At 43.7% G+C, this 22,408-nt stretch carries 21 protein-coding genes; 12 read left to right on the forward strand and 9 right to left on the reverse strand.

Annotated elements, in window-relative coordinates; genetic code table 11:
• Nucleotides 1–101: 101 nt before the first annotated feature.
• From addB to LC036_RS00805, 3 genes are read left to right on the forward strand one after another with little or no spacing between them, the layout of a single operon-like run.
• Nucleotides 102–3,602, forward strand: coding sequence for a helicase-exonuclease AddAB subunit AddB (addB, locus tag LC036_RS00795; RefSeq protein WP_226576825.1), 3,501 nt, complete (start codon nt 102–104; stop codon nt 3,600–3,602).
• Nucleotides 3,602–7,324 carry a helicase-exonuclease AddAB subunit AddA gene (gene addA / locus LC036_RS00800; protein WP_226576828.1) on the forward strand — a complete coding sequence of 1,241 codons (3,723 nt, stop codon included), beginning with the start codon at nt 3,602–3,604 and terminating at the stop codon, nt 7,322–7,324. The genes addB and addA overlap by 1 nt, the downstream gene beginning before the upstream one ends.
• The gene (locus LC036_RS00805; RefSeq protein ID WP_226576831.1) at nt 7,308–7,592 is read left to right on the forward strand and encodes an HNH endonuclease; all 285 of its coding nucleotides are present in this window, start codon (nt 7,308–7,310) and stop codon (nt 7,590–7,592) included. Before addA ends, LC036_RS00805 begins: the two co-directional genes overlap by 17 nt.
• Nucleotides 7,593–7,699: 107 nt before the next feature.
• Here the strand turns inward: LC036_RS00805 and LC036_RS00810 are convergent, their stop codons facing one another.
• From LC036_RS00810 to LC036_RS00835, 6 genes are all read right to left on the reverse strand, one after another.
• Nucleotides 7,700–7,918 carry a spore germination protein gene (locus LC036_RS00810; protein WP_226576834.1) on the reverse strand — a complete coding sequence of 73 codons (219 nt, stop codon included), beginning with the start codon at nt 7,916–7,918 and terminating at the stop codon, nt 7,700–7,702.
• Between the two features lie 63 nt (nt 7,919–7,981).
• Nucleotides 7,982–8,350, reverse strand: coding sequence for a spore germination protein GerPE (locus LC036_RS00815; protein WP_226576837.1), 369 nt, complete (start codon nt 8,348–8,350; stop codon nt 7,982–7,984).
• Complete coding sequence (locus LC036_RS00820; protein WP_226576840.1) at nt 8,343–8,546, reverse strand: spore gernimation protein GerPD; 204 nt, start codon at nt 8,544–8,546, stop codon at nt 8,343–8,345. Before LC036_RS00820 ends, LC036_RS00815 begins: the two co-directional genes overlap by 8 nt.
• Nucleotides 8,546–9,097 carry a spore germination protein GerPC gene (gene gerPC, locus LC036_RS00825; RefSeq protein ID WP_226576843.1) on the reverse strand — a complete coding sequence of 184 codons (552 nt, stop codon included), beginning with the start codon at nt 9,095–9,097 and terminating at the stop codon, nt 8,546–8,548. Before gerPC ends, LC036_RS00820 begins: the two co-directional genes overlap by 1 nt.
• A 43-nt stretch (nt 9,098–9,140) precedes the next feature.
• The gene (locus tag LC036_RS00830; protein WP_226576846.1) at nt 9,141–9,368 is read right to left on the reverse strand and encodes a spore germination protein GerPB; all 228 of its coding nucleotides are present in this window, start codon (nt 9,366–9,368) and stop codon (nt 9,141–9,143) included.
• A 10-nt stretch (nt 9,369–9,378) separates the two neighbouring features.
• Nucleotides 9,379–9,600 carry a spore germination protein gene (locus LC036_RS00835; protein WP_226576849.1) on the reverse strand — a complete coding sequence of 74 codons (222 nt, stop codon included), beginning with the start codon at nt 9,598–9,600 and terminating at the stop codon, nt 9,379–9,381.
• A gap of 86 nt (nt 9,601–9,686) precedes the next feature.
• Here LC036_RS00835 and LC036_RS00840 point away from each other — a divergent pair, with 86 nt between their 5' ends.
• The 3 genes from LC036_RS00840 to LC036_RS00850 are packed head-to-tail and all read left to right on the forward strand — an operon-like array spanning nt 9,687 to nt 12,595.
• Entirely contained in the window at nt 9,687–10,877 is a 1,191-nt protein-coding gene (locus LC036_RS00840) for a DUF418 domain-containing protein (protein ID WP_226576851.1), read from the forward strand.
• Between the two features lie 18 nt (nt 10,878–10,895).
• Nucleotides 10,896–12,095, forward strand: a complete 1,200-nt coding sequence (locus LC036_RS00845) for a DUF2157 domain-containing protein (protein ID WP_226576854.1) — start codon at nt 10,896–10,898, stop codon at nt 12,093–12,095.
• Nucleotides 12,092–12,595 carry a GDYXXLXY domain-containing protein gene (locus LC036_RS00850; protein WP_226576857.1) on the forward strand — a complete coding sequence of 168 codons (504 nt, stop codon included), beginning with the start codon at nt 12,092–12,094 and terminating at the stop codon, nt 12,593–12,595. The genes LC036_RS00845 and LC036_RS00850 overlap by 4 nt, the downstream gene beginning before the upstream one ends.
• Nucleotides 12,596–12,700: 105 nt before the next feature.
• Here LC036_RS00850 and LC036_RS00855 read toward each other — a convergent pair whose 3' ends face one another.
• Entirely contained in the window at nt 12,701–13,900 is a 1,200-nt protein-coding gene (locus LC036_RS00855) for an ornithine--oxo-acid transaminase (RefSeq protein ID WP_226576860.1), read from the reverse strand.
• 159 nt (nt 13,901–14,059) lie between these two features.
• On the opposite strand from LC036_RS00855, the gene LC036_RS00860 reads away from it, so the two are divergent.
• The 3 genes from LC036_RS00860 (at nt 14,060) to LC036_RS00870 (ending at nt 18,104) form a co-directional block, all read left to right on the forward strand.
• Nucleotides 14,060–14,419, forward strand: coding sequence for a YisL family protein (locus tag LC036_RS00860; RefSeq protein WP_226576863.1), 360 nt, complete (start codon nt 14,060–14,062; stop codon nt 14,417–14,419).
• 263 nt (nt 14,420–14,682) lie between these two features.
• The gene (gene asnB / locus LC036_RS00865) at nt 14,683–16,524 is read left to right on the forward strand and encodes an asparagine synthase (glutamine-hydrolyzing) (RefSeq protein WP_226576866.1); all 1,842 of its coding nucleotides are present in this window, start codon (nt 14,683–14,685) and stop codon (nt 16,522–16,524) included.
• Between the two features lie 167 nt (nt 16,525–16,691).
• Nucleotides 16,692–18,104 carry an alpha-amylase family glycosyl hydrolase gene (locus LC036_RS00870; protein WP_226576869.1) on the forward strand — a complete coding sequence of 471 codons (1,413 nt, stop codon included), beginning with the start codon at nt 16,692–16,694 and terminating at the stop codon, nt 18,102–18,104.
• Nucleotides 18,105–18,270: 166 nt separating this feature from the next.
• Here the strand turns inward: LC036_RS00870 and LC036_RS00875 are convergent, their stop codons facing one another.
• Nucleotides 18,271–19,131: a DegV family protein gene (locus LC036_RS00875; RefSeq protein ID WP_226576871.1), complete on the reverse strand. Its 861-nt coding sequence runs from the start codon at nt 19,129–19,131 to the stop codon at nt 18,271–18,273.
• Nucleotides 19,132–19,314: 183 nt separating this feature from the next.
• Between LC036_RS00875 and LC036_RS00880 the strand changes: the two genes are divergently transcribed.
• A complete protein-coding gene (locus tag LC036_RS00880) occupies nt 19,315–20,163 on the forward strand; it encodes a YitT family protein (RefSeq protein ID WP_226576874.1) in 849 nt (282 codons plus the stop codon).
• Between the two features lie 62 nt (nt 20,164–20,225).
• On the forward strand, nt 20,226–21,140 hold the full coding sequence (locus LC036_RS00885) for a BsuPI-related putative proteinase inhibitor (RefSeq protein WP_226576877.1): 915 nt from the start codon (nt 20,226–20,228) through the stop codon (nt 21,138–21,140).
• 30 nt (nt 21,141–21,170) lie between these two features.
• On the opposite strand, the gene LC036_RS00890 is transcribed toward LC036_RS00885, so the two are convergent.
• Complete coding sequence (locus tag LC036_RS00890) at nt 21,171–21,434, reverse strand: NifU N-terminal domain-containing protein (RefSeq protein ID WP_226576879.1); 264 nt, start codon at nt 21,432–21,434, stop codon at nt 21,171–21,173.
• A gap of 130 nt (nt 21,435–21,564) precedes the next feature.
• On the opposite strand from LC036_RS00890, the gene LC036_RS00895 reads away from it, so the two are divergent.
• Nucleotides 21,565–22,395 carry a DUF2785 domain-containing protein gene (locus LC036_RS00895; RefSeq protein WP_226576882.1) on the forward strand — a complete coding sequence of 277 codons (831 nt, stop codon included), beginning with the start codon at nt 21,565–21,567 and terminating at the stop codon, nt 22,393–22,395.
• The last annotated feature ends 13 nt before the right edge of the window (nt 22,396–22,408 follow it).

A 22,408-nucleotide genomic window follows, 5' to 3' on the forward strand; every position in this document is an offset into this window, starting at 1 on the left:
CTACCAGCAACAACATGAGGCAGAGCCGGGAAGCAGTCACTCATAGAGTTCGTAAAAATGATAAAATAGAGGGAGCATACACGTAGAGAGGAGCGACCGATATGGGTTTGCGTTTTTTGCTCGGACGTTCAGGAGCAGGAAAAAGTACACGGTGTTTAAATGAAATTGAATCGAAATTGAAAGAAAAGCCGAGGGGCCCCGCTATTATTTATATTGTCCCTGACCAAATGACGTTTCAACAGGAATATGGGCTGTTGAAGCGAAAGGGGGTTGAAGGATCTATACGTGCGCAGGTCTTCAGTTTTTCAAGACTGGCCTGGCGGGTTCTTCAGGAAACAGGTGGCGGCACACGGAAGTTTATTACCTCTACGGGCGTCCAAATGATGTTGCGGAAACTCGTTGAGGAACGGACTTCTGAGTGGCGTGTTTTTCAAAAAGCTGTCGAAAAACAGGGGTTCATTGAGCAATTAGAAGGAATGATAACGGAGTTTAAACGTTACAGAATCACCCCAGAAGATTTACATGCCCAAATGGATGCGCTTGATCAATTTGTGCATTCGACAAGCGAAGAGCAAGGCCTCCGTGACAAACTGGATGACTTGACGTATATATACGACCGCCTTGTTGATGCGTTAAAAGAGCAGTACATAGATAGTGAGGATCAACTTCAACTACTGGCTGATCAAATACCGAACGCCTCTTATTTAGAAGGAGCTGAGGTGTACATTGATGGCTTTCACAGCTTTACTCCTCAAGAGTATGGAGTGATGGAAGCCTTATTGAAGAAAGTAGACACCGTCCATGTGACGTTGACAACCGATCAACCTCAGGAAGGACAGAACCCGGAGCTTGATCTTTTCCATGAAACGAAACAAACCTACTTAGACCTTATAAGGGTAGCTGAGGAAGCTGGTGTCAGCGTGGATGACACGGAAATTCTTGACCATACAGCTGGGAGGATGAAAGACCAGCCTGCCTTTAGACATTTGGAAAAGTATTTTGATGTAAGACCCGGAGAACCTTACCTGGAAGATGCCCCCATTCACGTGGCCGAGGCTGTTCACCCCCGGGCTGAAGTGGAAGGAGTAGCTCAGGAGATTCTACACCTTGTCCGCGATCAGGGATACCGATTCAAGGATATCGCGGTTCTCATGCGTGAACCCGATGTGTACCACAGTCTCATTGAAACCTTGTTCGATGATTATGACATTCCTGTGTTTATTGACGAAAAAAGAACGATGTTGAACCATCCACTGATTGAGCTTGTTCGATCCGGTCTTGATGTAATTGAGGGGAACTTCCGTTATGATGCGGTTTTCCGCCTGTTAAAAACAGGGTTTATACCCGCGGTAGATCGGACTTTTCCCCTTACGGAAGATGCGATTGATGAACTTGAGAACTATGTCTTGGAGTATGGGATACGTGGCCGCAGCCAATGGTTTTCGGAGGATCCCTGGGTGTACCAGCGTTTTCGCGGTTTTGAACAGGCGTCTCAGACGGATGAGGAAAAGCAGAAACAAAAACGGATTAATGCCTACCGGGAACAAGTACGTCAGGCATTGCAGCCTTTTGATGAGCAGTTGAGGGCTTCTGAAACGATCGAAGAACGGTCCCGGGTTATTTATTTGTGGCTTGAAGGCCTGCGTGTGCCGGACCAGCTGGAATCGTGGCGGAATTTCTATGATGAACAAGGAGATATTGAGCGTGGCCGTGAACAGGAACAGGTGTGGGATGAATTCCTCCAATTGCTCGATGAGATGGTTGAAATGGCGGGAGATGAGAAGATGTCCCTCCAGATTTTTCGAAATACGATAGACAGCGGGCTGGAATCTCTTACATTTGCTCATGTGCCGCCGAGTATGGATCACGTAATCGTAGGGAGTGTGGACCGTTCAAGAATTACAGGTATTAAGGCATCCTTTCTCCTTGGAGTAACAGATGGCATGTGGCCGATGAAACCGCCAAGTGACGGCATGATCTCAGAACAGGAACGATCGCTGCTCGCCGAGCATGGATTGAAGCTTGCTGATGGGAGCAATCGTCAACTGCTGGATGACCGCTTTTACGTGTACCTTGCATTGACAATGCCGGCCGATCAGCTTTGGATCAGCTACCCGCTCAGTAATGAGGAAGGGAAGTCAAAAGTACCAGCGACACTTATTCAGCGTATAGAAGAACTCTTTCCATCCTGTCAGGAACATGTATTATGGCAGGATCCGGATGACCTGCATGATGCCACACGTTTTATTACGAACCCATCTAAAACACGGTCAGCCCTTACAGCGCAGTTCGCCCGTTATTTGAAAGGGTATGTGATGCAGCCGGTGTGGTGGGAGTTGTTGAATTGGTACATCGAACAGGAACCTCCCCATGGTCTGACCAACCGGGTGCTGCAGAGTCTTTTTTATAAAAATAAGCCCGTTGACTTGTCCAGGGAAACGACTGGTCAGTTGTTTGATAAAACAATGAAGACGAGTGTTTCACGTTTGGAAACGTATCATCGATGTTCTTATCAGTACTTTGCTCAGCACAGTTTAGGACTTGAGGAAAGACGGACTTATAAACTCGACGCTCCGGATATCGGCCAGCTTTTCCACGAAGCACTTAAACAAATTACGGAATGGGTGCAGGCAGAAGGGCGCGACTTTTCTCAACTGGGCAGGGAAGAAACGGATCAGTATGCAGAAAAAGCAACAAGCAGTTTAGCGCCGATTCTACAAAATCAAATTCTGAAGAGTTCAAATCGTTATCAATATATCCAGAAGAAACTGCAGCAGGTAATCGCCCAGGCTGCCTTCGTATTAAGTGAGCAGGCAAGGAAAAGCCAGTTTTCGCCGGTGGGATTAGAACTGGGGTTTGGAACGGGGGCCGATGCTAAGCTGCCGCCGCTTAGCTTTGATCTGCCAAACGGCTATGAATTAATGCTCAGAGGGCGGATCGACCGTGTTGATAAGGCTCTGTCTGAAGAAGATTTATTTCTGAGAATCATCGATTATAAATCAAGCAGCAAAGGGTTAAATCTCGTGGACGTTTTCTATGGGCTGTCTCTTCAGATGCTCGCTTATCTTGATGTTGTGTTGACGAATGCTGAGCAGTGGCTTGGAATGAACGCTACTCCTGGTGGTGTTTTGTACTTCCACGTTCACAACCCAATGATTACAGGAAAACAGCTGCTACAGGATGAGCAGATTGAAGAAGAGATTTTTAAAAAGTTCAAAATGCAGGGCTTACTGCTTGAAAATGAACGTGTTGTCCAGATGATGGACACGGGTCTTGATAAAGGATACAGCCAGATTGTTCCAGCTGCTTTAAAAGCCAAAGGCGGTTTTTATAAGAGTTCAAGAACGGCTGATGCGGAACGCTTCGAACAGTTAAAGCAATATATCCGCGGATTAATGACAGAAGCGGGGACGAAGATTACAGATGGCAGAGTCGACCTCGATCCATTTCAGAAGAAGCAGCAGGTTGCCTGTGAATTCTGTTCGTACCGGTCTGTCTGCCAGTTCGACCCGACGCTTGAAGAAAATCAATATCGTAAGCTTCAGGAATTGAAAGATGATGATGTATTAGAGCGATTGACGAAGAGAGAGGGGGATGCCTGATGGTCAGCTGGACAGAAGAACAGGAGCGTGCCATTTACTCGCACGGTTCCAACATTCTCGTGGCCGCAGCTGCGGGTTCTGGGAAAACGGCCGTGCTTGTGGAACGAATTATTCAGAAACTTTTACACAAGAGCGATCCTGTGGATATTGACTCTTTACTTGTCGTTACATTTACAAATGCTGCCGCCCAGGAGATGAGAAACCGTGTAGGCCAGGCACTTGCGAAGGCGCTCGAAGAGAATCCAGGTTCTCATCATTTGAAAAAACAGTTGTCTTTATTGCAAAATGCGTCTATATCTACCCTGCACGCCTTTTGTATGGATGTTGTAAGACGCTATGCTTATATGCTTGATCTCGATCCTGGGTTTCGGATTGCGGATACAGTGGAGTCAGACTTAATTCAACAGGAAGTGCTGGAAGATCTTTTTGAAGATTGGTATGGAAAAGAGGGACAAGAGCAGGAGAGGTTCTTCGATGTTGTGGAACGCTTCTCCAGCGATCGAAGCGACCTTGATGTTGAAAAATTAGTGCTTGATCTTTATACCTTTGCCACTCAGAATCCGTGGCCCGATGCATGGCTTGATCAAATGGTGCAGATGTATCAAGTGGAGAACGTGGAAGGGGAAACAGACCTTCCTTGGCTTCAGCTTTTAAAGCAGGAGGTGAGCAGTCAGTTAAAGGCAATGGAAGTGGAAGCAAGGCAGGTCCTTGAGCTGACTCGTGAGCCGGATGGCCCTCATGCCTATGGTGAGACAGCAGAAGCGGACCTTGAGATGATTCAGAACGCAAAAGGAGCGCTTGCTCACTCCTGGACAGAGATGCAGGGATTTATGTCTGATCAAAAGTTTGCCACTCTGTCACGCAAGAAGATGGATTGTGATGCAGATAAAAAAGAGCAGGCAAAGAAAATTCGCGACCGTTATAAGAAGCGATGGAATGATGTACGTGACGAATGGTTTTCCCGCTCGCTGGAAAGTTATTTGAAGGATATGCAGGACCTTCATCCTGTCATGGAGCAGCTCGCCGTTTTAGTAAAAGACTTTAAAGGTCGATATGAACAGCTGAAAAAGGAGAAAGCCATTGTTGATTTCTCTGACCTTGAGCACTATTGTCTGCATATCTTACTTGATGAAACAGCCACACCGGAAGAACTCATTCCTTCAAACGTGGCGCAAAGCTTCCAAAGACAGTTCACAGAAGTCTTGATCGATGAGTATCAGGATACCAACCTCGTTCAGGAAACACTGCTCCGCCTGCTTACAGAAGGACAGGAAGCTGGGCATTTGTTTATGGTAGGCGACGTGAAACAGAGTATCTATCGTTTCCGGCACGCGGAACCTTCGCTGTTTTTAAATAAGTATAAGGCTTACGGGACGACAGAAGATCATGGAGAACGTATTGATCTGGCCCGGAACTTTAGAAGTCGTAAGCAGGTACTCGATGCGACCAACTATATCTTTCGTCAGGTACTGGATGAAGAGGTTGGAGAGATGGAGTATGAAAAAGAGGCAGAACTAATTTATAGCAACACCATTTATGATGAGTTAACAGCGGATGATGCGGATGCTGAACTTTTCCTCATTGACCGGGAGTCACAAGACGGAGAATCAGAAGAAGATGAGGCTTATAAGGACCTTGAGAAAGCCCAGCTTGAAGCTCGCGCATATGGAAGGATGATTCGTAAGTGGCTGGGATATGAAGGAGGGGAGCCCCTTCAAATTGTTGACAAAGAAACGGGTACCAAGCGCTCTTTACAATACCGGGACATCGTTATTTTAATGCGCTCAATGACTTGGGCACCAACCATTGTCGATGAGTTGAAGCAGCAGGGAATTCCGATTTATGCCGAGCTGTCTACCGGGTATTTTGAAGCGATTGAAATTAAAATCATGCTCAGTTTATTAAAGGTGATCGACAATCCTATGCAGGACATCCCTTTGGCATCTGTGTTGAAGTCCCCTATTGTAGGACTGAATGAAGATGATCTTGCACAAATCCGGCTGGCGAAGAAGCGTGTGACCTATTACGAAGCCATGAAAGCGTATGTGGTAAAAGATGAACTCGGACGAAAGATTGATGGGTTTCTTGCTCAACTGAAAAGTTTCCGTGAACGTGCGCGCCAGGGGGCACTGTCTGAACTCATTTGGGATATTTTTCGTGAAACGGGCTATTACGACTTTGTTGGAGGAATGCCTGGAGGGCGCCAAAGACAAGCGAATTTACGTGCTTTATATGACCGGGCGCGTTCCTACGAGGCTACGTCATTCCGAGGGTTATTCCGATTTTTAAGATTCATTGAGCGAATTGAAGAGCGTGGGGATGACCTTGGATCTGCCCGTGCACTTGGAGAGCAGGAAGATGTTGTCCGCATTATGACCATCCACAAAAGCAAAGGGCTCGAGTTTCCTGTTGTCATTCTCGGAGCGATGGACAAACAGTTTAACATGATGGACTTGAAGAACCGTTACCTGCTTCACAAAGATTACGGGTTTGGTTCGCGCTATATTAATCCGGAAAAGAGACTCATGTATCCAACGCTTGCTTATCACGCTCTTAAAGAAGCAAAGCGCAGAGAATTACTGGCAGAAGAAATGCGTGTCTTATATGTAGCCCTTACAAGAGCTAAGGAAAAGCTTGTCATGGTAGGCAACGTCGCTTCTTTTGAAAAGAAACAGGAAAAGTGGCAGTCGTTCGTTGAGACGAAGGACTGGGTACTGCCGCCTCATGATCGACTGGAGGCGAAATCATATTTGGACTGGGTTGGACCAGCGCTTATTCGTCACCAGCACACCCCGGAACTGCGGGGGGATATTGAGGTGAAGACCGCTGAGGAAATTCATTATGATAACTCTCAGTGGCGGGTCAACATTGCTCATGGCAGTGAGTTCTCTGTCCTTGATGAAGTGATTGAAAAACGTGACGAACAGCTGCAAAGGGCAATTGAAGAATGGAAGCCCGTAGAGGTGGAATCTGGTACGGACACGTCATATGTCAGCCGTTTGGATTTTGTTTACCCGCATAAACAAGCAGCCTACACACGGGCTAAGCAGACGGTTACAGAAATTAAGCGTCAGCGCGAGACTAAGGATGAGTATTCCAGTGACCAGCTGTTGATTCCTTATCGCGCCCCCATTGTGAAGCGGCCTAGGTTTATGCAGGAAGATAAGCAAACGACAGCGGCCGAACGTGGAACAGCTTTGCATACGGTCATGCAGCACATTCCTTTTACCAAAGTGTGGACAGAGGAAGAGGTCGAGGAGTACGTGGAACATCTTGTCCTGCGCGAAATCCTGCGTAGAGAAGAAGCGGATGTAATTGATTTTAAAGCGGTGGCAGACTTTTTCAAAACATCTATAGGTGCGCTTGTTTTACAAAGTGAATTTGTAGAGCGGGAAGTTCCTTTCAGTTTAACCCTTCCAGCAGACGAAGTGTATGCCCGTTGGGACAATGTTGAAACAGAAGAACAGGTGTTTATACAAGGGGTAATTGATGCAATGATTCCATATGAAGATGGATGGATGATTGTAGATTATAAATCCGATGCCATTCCTGGTGATCCAGAAAGGGTGGAAAAACAATTAGCCGGCCGGTACCGCACACAGCTTGGAATGTATAAAGTCGCGCTTGAAAAAATATGGAAGCAGCCGGTTCGTAAAAGCTGTTTGTACTTCTTTGATGGACCGCTTGTAGTGGAGGTCGATCCTGGTGGAAAAGACGTGTGATTTGTGTCACCGTTATCCGGTGAAAACAACAGAACATCATCTGATTCCTAAACAGTTCGGCGGTGTAGAAGGACCGACGGCGATGTTGTGCACCGCCTGCCACAGGCAGATTCATGCACTGTTTACAAATGAAGAACTTGCTTCTTTTTATCATTCTATTGAACGTCTGCAGGACCATCCTGCTATGAAGAAGTATCTACGCTGGGTGAAAAAACAGGATCCTGAGAAGAAAATTACAACAAGAAAATCCAATCGTAAAAAAAGATAAAAAAGCAACGAATCAGGCTCCCCCTGGTTCGTTGCTTTTTGGTTTACTCCTCCAACCAGTCGACAGAAAGGATGTTATTAAGGAGATACCAATTATAAATATCGCTTTTAGGCATTCGCTGTAATGTTCTGGTCTGCTCCATCCGGATCAAAAGGGTTTGTTGAGCTTAACCCGTTATTTGTGATGATCCAGTTCCCCGTGTTGAGTGCTCCTGATCCGGCATTCGTTTTACCAGAGGATTTGGGTGATAAATAAAACGAATCTCCAAAGTTTACGACTCCGCCACCTACACTGTTAATATTTATGGGACCGACTATTGCCGGCATCGCAATCGCCTCCTTCTTGGTGCGATTCAAGCATTATAGTTACAACCTATGCATGACGAGTGTCTATTGTTCTTCTTCAAGGACTCGGAAGTGTTTCGTATAGCTGATTGCGTCAATATGGTCGATGCCGCCCACTTGGGAGATCCCCGCTGTTGATATACCAATAACCCGGACATCATCCACTTCAATTGGACGGTTTTGATAGGAAAATGATTCAATAGAGAGTGGAACTAAAGGGGGAGAACTTTCTTTTGAGAAAATGGAAAAATCCTCGAACTCATAAATATCAGACTGGAACCGTACCCCTTCTTTCTGCACGGCCAGGACTCTCGAAGAAGGGGCTGCGCGGTAAACATCTCCTATATCGACAATCGATCCGATGAGCACGGAGGTGACGTCCATGTTACGAACATAAACCATCCGCTTAATCATTCTGTTCCATCTCTACATTTGAATTTTCCTCGATATTGTCAAACGGACCGATAATCAGGGACTCGGGAGGGGTGTCAAAAAAGGATTGAAGGCGGATGGTTTTGTTATCACCAATTAGAAAAACGGAAGAACCAGAAACACCCGTCACGCGAATGTTCCCTACGTGCAGGCCATAATTGTGAACGATGTGATTCATCAATCATCATCTCCTCTATAAGTTTCAAAGTATTGCGTAATGGAATGCTGGATTTCCGTCTGGATTTGATGAAAAAGCGTTTCGGGAGGCGCTTCAGGGTCTTGGTTACGATAATATTCCAAGCGCTGCGGCAGCTGCTTTCTGACATCTGCAATCATACGCTCTTTATGGTCTTCGCTTATTTGTATGTCATGATCACGGCAGTACTGATTCATCCAGGCAGGGATATCAGATACCATGTATTCTTGAAGGAAATGTAAAGCTTGATCGTCCGTTTGTGGGAGCTGCTTGTTGTGATTACTATATAAATCACCGATATCGGATAGGTCTGAGCCATTTGGTGTGAGACCGATCTGCAGGGTTCCTTCGAGTGTCTCAATTTTTAGTTGATCGAAATGGTATTCAATTTTTTCTATAACAGTCTTCGGCGGTGATTCAATGGTTTGAAGCTGTTCGATTTTTTTCTGTAACTGTTCGATCATTTTTTGCTGCTGTTCCATTTGCTGCATCATCTGCTGAATCCAGGCCTGCCAAGAATAATACTGATTCAAATGTGCTCACCCCCTATCCAATAATATGAGAAAAGAGGCACGTCTATGTTATGGAAAGTGGAACCAGTGTACCCGCTTCAGCCTCAGGGATAGTGACGTTTCCATCTTTCGGCTGTGCTTTAGGGGCGGGCTGTTGGTAACCTCCAGTGTTGAAAAGATCTGATTTAGCTTGAATGACCCCGGAACTTCCAATTTGAACGACAGAGGAATTCGCAACACTGCCTATGCGTAACACATGAATATAGATGGACTGATGGACAGTCAGATTCATAATATTCCTCCTAAGCATTATTGGCAATCGGCTGATCGATGAGCTCAGAATCATTAACGAAGGTTTCTGAACGGTTTATGTTGATGCGGATGCCGTCACCAGTATTAAATGATCCCCCTCCAGCAAAGGTTTTGGCTTGAGCCTGAGGAGCCATATTGTATACATCACCGATATTAAAAATACTCGAGGATGAGAGGGATATAACTTTAACGGCTCCCACTTTTGCGGGCATATACAAAACTCCTTTCTATATCTTATGAAACCTCATTGTTTAAATAACGTAAGAAAAGTAAAATAAAGAGCAGAGGAGGAATACATATGATTAAGACAGCTTCACCATTACAAGAGTCAGAAAGGCTCGACTGGGTTGACGCCGCCAGGGGGCTCGCAATCTTTGGGATTTTTATGGTTAATGTTCCAGCGTTTAATGCCCCTTATTTTTTATATGGGGGACAGGAAATATTCTGGGCATCTCCCTTGAGTCATACCATCCAGAACATCATTGATATTTTCTTCCAGGCGAGTTTTTACACATTGTTTTCATTTATGTTTGGCTTTGGTATTCAGATGATGAAAGACCGTCTTGTAGAAAAAGGCCTCTCGTTTCGTCCCATCATTTTTAGACGCCTTCTTGTATTAACGGGCTTTGGTCTCATCCATGCTTTTATCATCTGGCACGGAGATATTTTGTTATCTTATGGTATGCTCGGTTTACTTCTCCTCGCGTTTTTCCACACATCTCCCAGGACTTTATTATACTGGGCTTATGGAATGCTTGCTTTTCTTGTTCTTCCCCTTACATTTTCCTTGTATATGATCCGTGATCAACTGCAGGGAATTGTTCATCGGCCGGCTATAGAACAGGCTCTTATTAATTATGGAAATGGAAACATTTTCGATATCTGGCGGCAGAACCTCAATGATTGGGTGTATGCAAATCAGTGGGGCAACCTTCCATTTCTTGCTTTGAGTCTGCTTCCAATGTTCTTGTTCGGCATGTATATCTGTCGGAAGCGCTGGCTTCATGAACCGGGAAAACACCTTCCATCAATCCGGAAAACATGGGTGTTTACAGGGGTTTTATTTCTCCTGTTTAAAGCTTTGCCACACCTGTATGGAAGCCCCGAATGGTTCCAGCTCGCGCAGGACAGTATAGGTGGATCCGCCTCGGCAGTGTTTTATGTCTTATCTATTACTCTATTGTACAGAACTTCATTTGGTGCGAGGATTATTCATCCTTTAACGTGGGTCGGTCGAATGTCACTGACGAACTATATTCTCCAGTCCATGGTCAGTTTTATTCTCTTTTATTCTGTAGGGTTCGGGCTTTATGGAGACGTTCCCCCGGTTGGAAGTGTGGCAATCGTTGTTGTCTTCTACAGTTTGCAGATGTTCTTAAGCAGAATCTGGTTGAAGCAATTCCGCTTTGGACCTTTAGAGTGGTTGTGGCGCACGTTGACATATGGCAGAAGGCAGCCATTAAAACGCCGTAGTAAGGCTGTTTCATAAGAGAAGGGGGCAGAGGTTTTGAATCGTGATCAACTCATAAAAGAAAGTAAGAAATGGGTGGAAGAGGCGATTATCAGTGATGCCCAGCGCGAACTGCTGATCGAACGATATCCAAAAAAACAAAATAAACCGCTGCTTTTGACGTTTGCGGCAATTTTCATCGGCCTCGGATTTTTAACGTTTATTGCTTCAAACTGGTCCTACCTGACAGATTTAGGGAGAATGGGAATCCTGCTGACCTCTTTAACGGGGTTTTATTTGGGAGGAGACTGGGTCTATAGAAAGCGTTCTAAGCGTGTAGGAATTAGTTTAATTCTTATTGCCCTGCTTGTGTTCGGTTCCAGTATATTTTTGATTGGCCAGATGTACCACTATACATCCTTTAGTGCCTTTCCATTTCTTTTATGGTCTATTGCTGGATTTGTCTTGTACATTTTCTTTAAAGACACAACATTTTTTTATACGACCATTGCCATCATTTCAGCCGGGCAGATATACAGCGCACTGGTTTACCAGAGCTTTCATGTGTGGATGAGTCTATTATTCATTGCTGGACTGGGCTGGATTATGGTGAAGAAAAACACATATCCTCAGCGGCTGGTCTTTGGAACTGGGTATATACTTCAGGTCATTCTTCTTGTTTTAAGTGAGGGAATTCCCTATTACTGGCTGTTAACCTTCTTCCTGCTTCTCTATATCATTGATGATTACGTTATTGAGAAAGGGAAAACACATGTATTTAAAACCATTAGTATTTTCTCTGTTTTTATTTTGCTTACATTTCAGGTATTCTTTCTTGGCGATGACTATGTTGGAGAATTGACGGAGTCCTCCTTGTACTTTTTTCTGGTGTGGGCTGCTTTGTTTGTTTTTGCCGTTATTCGGTCAGCGCTCAGTTCAACAAACTATTATTGGATTGACCTTCTGCTTTTTGTCCCTGTGTTTCGTTTTGGGTTTGGAGACCTGCTTTCTTTAATTCTCTTATTTATGTATGCCCTGCTATGGCTTATTTCCGGCTATCAGCAGGAAGTGGCTCGCTGGGTGAACAAAGGAACGTTCGTTTTTCTGATCACGACTTTTATCGCTTACTTTCAACTGGCCTGGGATTTTATGGATCGATCTTTGTTCTTCTTTGTGGGCGGAGTTATGCTGTTTGCTCTCAGTTATTTTCTTGAGAAGAAAAGACGGACCATCTATAAAGGAGGCGGGGAGAAGTGAAGAAAAACAAATGGTTTTATGGGTTTGTCCTTCTCCAGGTGTTCTTTCTAATCTTAATGTCCGTATCCTACTATGCCATGGATATATTCGGAGAGACCATTACATTGAAAACAGTTCCTGTTGATCCAAGAGATCCTTTTTATGGGGACTATATTACGCTGGAATATGAAATTGAACAAATACCCAAGGAAAAGTGGGCCGTTGAGAAGCCGCTTACCAGAGGAGAAAAGGTCTTTCTTTTGCTTGAGAAAAGTGAATCAGAAGTCTATGAGCTTGTGAGAGCTTCTACTATATGGCCGGACGCTTCAAACGCTCAAGTGGTTCTGTCTTCTAAATATCGCTGGTCGGACTCTTCAACTGCTCAATATCAAGTGGATATCGGTTTAGATCGTTTTTATATTGAAGAGAATTCCGGGGCTTTATGGGAACAGAGGAAAGAGAGGGTGGCAGAAATCGTGCTGGCTCCGTGGAAGCAGAAGAAAATCGTTACAGTAAAATAAGTGTACCTTTCTTTCTTCTGCCTTCTTTTTTACAGCAGTTATCTAAGGATGCATATAAAAAAAGTGCCGGATCTCTTCATGAGATCCGGCACTTTTTATGGGTCTCTATTCACTTAAGACATGTTTAATTTGATGAATCGCCCAATCCAGATCATCTTTTTTAATAACTAAAGGAGGAGCGAAACGGATGACATTTTCATGCGTCTCTTTACACAGCAGGCCTTTTTCTTTAAGAGCCTCGCAATACTTTCGGGCAGGCTCTGTCATTTCTACACCGATAAATAACCCTTTTCCCCGCACTTCTTTAATTTTAGGATTATTAATAGACTTCAGCTCCTGCATCATATAGGTGCCTAATTCAAGAGAGCGCCCAGGGAGATTTTCTTCTTCAAGTACCTCAAGAGATGCGACGGAAACAGCACAGGCGAGTGGGTTTCCTCCAAAGGTTGAACCATGTGAACCCGGGTTAAACACCCCTAGTATATCTCTGTTGGCTACTACGCAGGAAATTGGAAATACACCGCCGCCTAATGCTTTCCCGAGGATAAGCATATCAGGACTGACACCCTCCCAGTCGCAGGCAAACATCTTACCACTGCGGCCAAGGCCGGCTTGAATTTCATCTGCAATAAAGAGAACATTTTCTTTATTACATAGGTCATAAGCCTCTTTAAGGAATCCTTCAGGAGGCATAACAATACCTGCCTCTCCCTGAATCGGCTCTAAAAGAAAAGCGGCCGTGTTGTCCGTGATGGCTTCTTTTAAGGCTTCTATGTCGCCGTAGGGAACAAGCTTTATTCCTGGAAGCATAGGACCGAAACCTCGTTTGTATTCCTTCTCTGAAGAAAGAGATACCGCAGACATCGTACGTCCGTGAAAGTTTCCTGTACATGCAATAATCTCTGCTTTATTATCTTCGACTTTTTTGACATCATACGCCCAGCGACGTGCGGCCTTAATGGCTGTTTCTACTGCTTCAGCCCCCGTGTTCATAGGAAGAGCCATTTCTTTATTTGTTATCTTACAAATCTTTTCATACCAAGGACCAAGCTGGTCATTATGAAAAGCTCGTGAAGTCAAAGTCACACGGTTCGCCTGGTCATTCAGCGCCTGAATAATTTTTGGATGACGATGTCCCTGATTCACGGCAGAGTAAGCGCTTAACATATCCATGTAGCGTTTTCCTTCCGGATCTTCCACCCAGACACCCTCCGCTTTAGCGATGACAATCGGAAGCGGGTGGTAATTCTTCGCCCCGTACTCCTGGGTTTGGTCGATAATGTTTTGACTGCTTATGACAGACATGTGATCCCCTCCCATTTCATTTAAATCTCCCATCATTATAACAGGTTATGTGTGATTTTTCTTATTATTGAAAAAATATTGAAAGTATCATTTTAATAGGAATCTTGTAATCAATCATGGTATCATATCGTTAGATTCATATGAAAAGGAGGAGAAACTATGGCGCACTTACATATTACTTCCTGGGTAATCGCTTTCGTCCTTGTTGGACTTGTGACAACGTTCTCCCGTAACGGAAATGAAAAAGCAGCGAAGATCTCTCACATGATTCTTCGTCTATTCTACCTGCTTATTTTATATTCGGGAGGCTCATTGTTTGCCAGCTATTCAGAGTACGGGGCGCTGATTATTATTAAGGTGCTTGTTGGACTTTGGGCTATTGCTTCAATGGAAATGGTTGCCATTAAGTACAAGAAGAAGAAGCCGGCAGCTGCCTGGTGGGGTCAATTGCTTGTGGCAGGTGTCATTGCTATTATTCTAGGATTTGGTTTCTTAGGCGCAGGAATTCTGCCTGCATAAAAATAACGCTGCATGCGATGATCGCATGCAGCGTTTTATTTTTTGAAAAGGGGGCTTTTTATCTGTCAATGACCTGTTACTTGGGGGGTAACATTGATCAGTCTAATCACCTATAATGATAATCATTATCAATGGATAAGTCAACACATGGATTTGTTTTTCATAACTAAAATAAGGCGGTCATATAGTGAGTCATGATGGTTTTTTATTGTAAATGCTGCCCGTGGCAGGCGCATTTGTTATGAAAAGGATGGTGAGGCACGATGTGTGGAATTGTGGGATGGATTGATGCGGCATATAAAGAAGAGGAAAAGGCTTCCATATTGGATCGGATGGCAGCTACATTGCAGCACCGGGGGCCCGATGATTATCAGAAATGGATAGGTGGACCTGCAGCTTTTGGTCACCAACGGCTGATTGTAGTAGATCCCGCGGGTGGAAAACAGCCCATGATCCGAAAGGCTCGAGATGAAGAGTTCATTTTGTGTTATAACGGGGAACTTTACAATACAGATGATGTTCGTGATAAATTGAAAGCCAAAGGATGGAGCTTTTCCTCTCATTCGGATACAGAAGTGGTGCTTGTCAGCTACATGGAATGGGGGAGTGCGTGCGTTGAAGAATTAAATGGCATCTTTGCTTTCAGTGTTTGGGAAAAGAACCGGAAGCGCTTGTTTTTGGCACGCGACCGCCTTGGGGTGAAGCCGCTTTTTTATAGTGATCGAGGGCAGGGAATAATGTTTGCTTCAGAAATGAAAGCGATTCTTGCTCATCCCGACGTGAAGCCTTCTGTCGACAAAGATGGTGTTCATGAGATTTTATCACTCGGACCTTCGCGAACTCCCGGGCAGGGCATATTTAAAGAGCTTTTTGAGATAAGACCGGGACATCGGGCAGTTTGGGAGAATGGCAGAATGTCCATTGACCGGTATTGGAATGTGAAGAGTAAACCTCATGAAGATACCTTTGATGAAACGGTAGCTAGAGTGCGCGAACTTTTTATGGACGCATCCCAACGTCAGCTCGTATCAGATGTTAAGCTCGGTACATTTTTATCTGGCGGGGTAGATTCAAGTGCGATTACAGCGGTGGCTGCTGAAAAATATAAACAAGATCAGCTAGGAACGCTGCAGACATTTTCTATTGATTATAAGGATCAGGAAAAGTATTTTAAAAAGAATGCATTTCAACCAGATCGAGATGAAGCATTTATTAAACTTGTAAGCGATCAGAATAAAACTCACCACTTGATAAAAGAAGCAAGCACCGAGGATTTAGTCAGTCGTCTGAAACGGGCTGTCGAGCTTAGGGATCTACCGGGGATGGCAGATGTGGACTCTTCTTTATTATGGTTTTGTGAGGAGATTAAAAACCATGTCACTGTTGCTTTATCTGGTGAATGCGCAGATGAAATTTTTGGGGGATATCCATGGTTCTATCGTAAAGAAGATAAGGAAAGAAAAGGTTTCCCTTGGATCCGATCCCTTCACGAACGGACGACATTAGTCAGAGATGATATTAAGGGTGATATTGATATTGAATGGTATATGCTGAAGCGTTACCAGGAAACAGTAGATGAAACGCCACTGCTTGCAGGTGAAAATGAAGATGCGAAAAGACACCGGCAGATGTCCTACTTAAATATGAACTGGTTCATGCAGACCTTACTTGAGAGAAAAGATCGCATGAGTATGGGGGCAAGTCTTGAGGTACGTGTACCTTTTAGCGATCACCGGCTTGTAGAATACGTGTGGAATGTACCTTGGAGTATGAAGTTTTATAATAATCAGGAGAAAGGACTGCTTCGTCAAGCGCTGCGGGGCATTCTTCCAGATAAAGTGCTGTTTCGTAAGAAGAATCCTTATCCTAAGACTTTCCACCCTGATTACACGAAGGCTGTGTGTATGTGGATGGATGAAATATTGGGGGATGCGGATGCCCCGATATTTACTATTTTTGATCGGGGTCAAGTGAGAAAGTTGAATCATTCAGAGGGGAAATCTATTGACACTCCTTGGTTTGGTCAATTAATGACAGGCCCGCAGTTAATCGCTCATCTCTGCCAGATGGACCATTGGATGAGAACATATAAAGTAGAACTATAGACCGCCGCCTTAAAGGGCGGCTTTTTTTATGAATCTATTATGTACGGGAAACATCTATTCGTCCCTTTGTTATGAACACTTTGTGTCTCCTTCTCAGAGTAATTGACGGAGCATAGGCGAAAGAGATACTCTAGGATAAGAAGGATGAGAAAGAAGGAGGACGGAACATGAGAAAGGCAGCCATCGTGTTTATGGTCATTCCGTTTCTTTTTTTAAGCAGCCTGTCTATAAGTGCAGCTGAAAGAGAAGAACGCAAATGGCAGGATGAAAGCATTTATTATATTGTAGTTGACCGCTTTATGAATGGAGAAATGAGCAATAACCAAGAGGCTGACTTGGATGATCCAAAAGCTTATCATGGCGGGGATTTAGCAGGAATTATTGATCAGTTGGATTACATAAAGGAAATGGGATTTACAGCAATTCAGCTCTCGCCGATTATGCAGAATGGTGAAAAAGGATTTCATGGGCTCTGGGTGACAGATTTTCAGGCAGTAGAAGGTCACTTTGGCACCCTGAAGGAAGCGCGCCAATTGGTAAAGAAGGCGCATGAACAGGACTTGAAGGTTATTTTTGACCTTCCTGTCAGTTTTACGGGAGAGGAGCATCCTTGGACCAGCGATGAGGGGAAGACTGACTGGTTTACTTCTGAAAACGTGAACAGTGAACTCCCTTGGTTGAAGAATCTTCCACAGATGAACCTCTCGAATCAAGAGGTGCAGGAATATTTTCTCGAAACTATGAACTTCTGGATAGATGAAACAGGTGCCGATGGTTTTCGACTGCTCTCAACTTCCGATGCAGGTGAAGAGATGACTTCTATTAATCAGGATTCCTTTGTATTTTCTGAAGATATAACAAGTGAATCTTTGTTTCTGTCCTCGTCACGGGAAGCATTTAAGGCAGCTGGTAAATCTCTGGATGGCCTTGTGAAAGATATTAATCATCAAAGTGTCCACAAGTTGGATGGGTATGAGGTGGAGCGTTTCACTCATTTGGCCGTAGTGGAGGGTCAGAATCCAATTACGAGGTGGAAGCTGGCGCTGACTTATTTGTTTACAACCCCGGGGATCCCGCAGCTGTATTACGGGTCTGAGATACCGATGGATGATGGGGGAAATCTTGAGGACTTACCGATGATGAATTTTAAAGCAGGCGATGAAGGACTGAAGAAGCGGGTAGAGAAGCTGCTCTCTATAAGGGAACAATTCCCTGCCTTAACACGGGGAGAATATAAGTCGTTGTATAACAAAGAAGGGCTGGCTGTTTTCGAGAGAACATACGAAGATCAGACCATTATCATCGCTATTAATAATGCGGAAGAAACAAAGTCTATGGAGCTTAAAGGTTTAGATGATGACCTTCAGTTGAGAGGTTTGCTGCAAGATGGACTTGTACGGCAGCAAGGGGAAGGGACATACAAACTTGGTATGGAGCGTGAGACGGCTGATGTGTTTGTGATTGAATCCAACAGTGGCTACAATTGGTTGTTCATCGGATTTGTCGGTGGAGTGCTTGCTTTATTTGTCACCGCTGTTATTGTTATCAGTTTAAGGAGCCGGCGTGACGTAGATCAGTAAATTTAAAATCTTCAGCAGGAAAAAAAGGACCGTTTTTCAATTCTAACTGAAAAACGGTCCTTTCTGCTTCGTACCAACCTTAAAGAAAGGGAACAGGATGGAGGGCGCTTGTATTTCAACAATTATCTGAAACTAGGGGACTAGGGCTGCCCGTATAAGGGAATGTCTATTTATAAGCAGCGTTAAGGAAAAACAAGGCAATGGTTCCAGGGCCTGAATGGGCACCGATGGTTGCTCCTACATAATCGATATGGATGTCATCTATCCCATACTGGTCCTTGATCATCTCACCTAACTGTTCCGCCCGCTCATAATCATCACCGTGACTGATTGCGATCCTCTGGTTTTTTAAGTCAGTGCCTCGTTCGTCCATGACTTCAATCATCCGTTTTAGCACTTTTTTTGATCCTCTTATTTTTTCAAGAGGGATGAGTCTGCCGTCCTCCATATGTAGCAGGGGTTTGATTTTCAACATTCCCCCGACAAAGGCCGCAGTCCGGCTGACCCTTCCTCCGCGCTGAAGGTATTCCAGGTCATCTACGGTGAAAATGTGTTCCATGTGTTCGGCGTGATAGGCCCCGAGCTGCATGATTTCTTCATAACTTCCGTTTTCTTTTGCTAGTTCTGCTGCTCTTAATACAATTAGTCCATATCCAAGGGAAGCTGCCTTTGTATCAATCACGGCAAATTGAGCGTCTTTGTATTCTTCTTTCACTTCGTTCTCAATCATTTTTGCTGTCTGATAGGTTCCTGAAAGCTCGGAAGAAAAAGCGAAGTAAATGAAGGGCTGGCCTTTTTGAGCATATTCTGTAAATGTTTCACGGAAAGCCTGGGGAGAAACTTGAGCGGTTTTAATTGTTTCTCCATCTCTTAAACGTTCGTAAACTTCTTTCGGTGTAATGGACTGACCATCTTCGTATTCTTCTGTATTTATAATGACTTTAAGTGGAAGGGATTGAATCGAGAGTTTATCTAACGTTTCCTGATTCAAATCACTTGCTGAATCACACAATATTTTTATAGTCATTGGCATCCCCTTCTATTTTTGAAATGTACTTTTAGTTTAGGCACAATCTATAGGATAGTCAAAAATAAATGAATGTCCAATCATTTTACGACAAAACTTTACATGTTTCCCTTAGCAATGACTTGATTTTGCCAACGCCCGGTGATAAAAATGAATAGATGATATAGGTGAGGAGGTTGTTTTTTGTTTACAGTTGAAATAAAACGAATAGTGATTGTATTATTTGGTGCTTTTTTAAATGCGATATCACTGAACTTATTCTTAATTGAAGCCAATGTTTATGCAAGTGGATTTACCGGGGTTGCTCAGTTGCTTACGAGTATCCTGACTGACTTTGCAGGGATACCCGTCAGTACGGGTATGCTCTTATTTATACTTAACATTCCAGTTGCTATCTTAGGCTGGTACAAAGTAGGAAGGGGTTTTACTGTATATAGTGCGGTGTCAGTAGCTTTCACTACCCTTTTCCTGGAAGTCATTCCTATTCAGCAATTATCTGAAGATATTATCCTAAATGCCGTGTTTGGCGGGGTTATTGGTGGTACAGGTGTCGGAATTACGCTGAAATGGGGGGCTTCAACCGGTGGTTTGGATATTGTGGCCATGGTCCTGTCACGGATGAAGGACCGTCCCATCGGTATTTACTTCTTAATTCTGAACAGTGCAATTATAGCCATTGCGGGGATTCTTTATGAACCGGAGAATGCACTATACACATTACTTACTTTATATGTGACAACAAGGGTCATTGATGCTATTCATACCCGCCATGAGAAGTTGACAGCTATGATTATTACTACGAAAGCAGATGAATTGGAAAAAGCCATTCATGGTCATATGGTTCGTGGGATTACAACCCTTCCTGCAAGAGGAGCTTTCACTCAGCGCGACAAAAATATGCTCATCATGGTTATTACACGTTATGAGCTGTATGATCTACAGCACATTATACAAGAAGTAGATCCGAAAGCTTTTACAAATATTGTTCAAACTACAGGTATTTTTGGTTTCTTCCGAAAAGATGATCAATAGTGTAACGTTTTCCCCCCTTAGACGACTCATTAAATAAATAGAATAGGTAGAGGAGTGGCGTTATGAAAAGAATATCAGCCATTATCATCGGGTGTGTGCTGCTCATTTTAGCTGCATGCACCAATGATTCAGAAGCGAATGAAGTAAACGGGGAGGAGGGAGAAGCGGTTGTTAAGGATGTGTCAGATGGTGAACAGACCGAAATTGATATGGAAGCGTTAATTGATCAGCTGGCAATGGATGCAGCTATTGATTCTAAACCGGATAAAGTTACATTCAATTTCTCTCTTGAGAATAAAGGAGATGATCCGCTGCTCCTGGGTTTTACTTCAAGTCAGAAGTATGATATTCAGGTGAAGAATGCTGAAGGAGAAGTTGTCTATACCTATTCTGCCAACCGAATGTTTGCTCAGGGTCTGACGACAGAAGATCTTGGAAAAGGGGATGTCCTCTCGGCTGAAGAATCTTGGAATGATGTGAAGGAATCCGGAGAGTATGAGGCGACCATGACGTTCCTTGTGAATACGATAAACGATCAGCCGATGGAAGCGAATCCTTTTCAGGTAACTCAAAGCTTTACAGTGAAATCAGAAAATGCACAGGAACAAAAAACAGATCAGACAGGCATAGATGCAACGAAACCTAAGAGCTTTCCAGGGGATGGAAAAGCTTTTCGTGATATAACCATTTCAGGAGATCGCGGATCGTATATCGTGAAAGGACAAGCGCGTGTTATAGAGGGTAGTTTCCTCTACAGTGTAGAGGATGGACATAATGTTCAAGTCAAACCAACGCCTGTCCAAGTCGAAGAAGGAGCCCCGGCATGGTCTTCTTTTGAGATATCGATCAACATTCCGGAAGCTTCAGTACCTGAATATGGTATGCTGACCCTTACTCTCTTTGAAAAAAGTGGAGAAGACGGCCGCCCGATGAATGTCAATTATATCCCTTTAGACCAAATGGCAACAACAGAATAAAAAAAAGGCCATACAATGTATGGCCTTTTTTTAATATCCGTATTCCTCAAGTGTGCTTTTCACTTTGTCTGATAGTTCATCCCAATCGGCTTGAGGCAGTTTGTTTACTGTAATAAAATTTTGGAATCCAAAAACGTTATCTACGCCATCCAATTCCATTAAGTCGTTCATGATTTTATGCTCGCTGGTTTGTCCAGGCATCACAGATACACTTCCATCTCCCTGGAAAATCATAGATCCGGTAGTGAATTTTCGTGCATTCGGGTTTGGTGTTTCTTGTACTTCTATAGCCATATTCATATCCTCCTCTGTTGCGTCTGTATTTAGTTTACCAAAAAAACAGGCATATCAAAACTATGAAACGCTTGGAAGCATGATTGTTTTCGATATGTGATACAATGAAGTAAATATTTAGGAGGTGTGAATGGTGGAATCAAGATTAATAGATGTATTGCAGCCGATTAAGGATAACGATTTTACATTGCCGGAAGGGCAGAACCTTCAGGAACTAACAACGATGATGCTGCAGAGAATCGGCTCTGTCCATCCAGTATTAAGAGATGATTTAATCCATTCCGTTTTTACGACGTTCATTGAACGGGGACATTATTCAAATGAACAACTAAAAAATATACTCCAGTCCGTGTTAAACAAGAATTACCTTTTTTACCGGATTGGTACCTCCAAAAACGAAGAAGATGCTGTATTTAAAAGGAGTTTCTCTGTTCTGCTTATTCCTCCAATCATGGAAAAACACAGGGAGTCCTCTTTTTTAAAGCCGGAAGAAGTGCATCGTGTATGGGATAACTTAAAAAAATATATGCAGCAGGAGAAAGACCACAGAGGTTATGTAAAGGAAAAAGGATGGGCCCATGCTATGGCTCATGCTGGAGATGCCATCTATAGTGTGGCGGCTTGTGAGGAAATTACCTCACAAGAGGTTCTTGAAATCCTTCCTGTAATTAGAGATCAATTTTTAATTGACCAGCCCTATCTTTTTGATGAGGAAGAGAGAATGGTTACTGCTGTATTAATGATGTTTCAAAAAATTAATCATTCAGAAAGGATTGCATGGCTTGAAACTCTTCTTTATATCCGTGATGGCTGGCAGGATCCGAATGAGGACATCATCATCAATAATAGTAAGCATTTCATGAGGGCTCTTTATTTCCGTATGCTTGAGGGGAATTACCGGGAGCTTCGACAGGTTTTAGAAAACCTGTTGAGGGAACTTAGAAAGCAAGAAGCTTACTAAACCTGGAGGAAAC

Source organism: Halobacillus litoralis (assembly GCF_020524025.1).
Taxonomy (GTDB): Bacteria; Bacillota; Bacilli; order Bacillales; family Halobacillaceae; genus Halobacillus; species Halobacillus litoralis_D.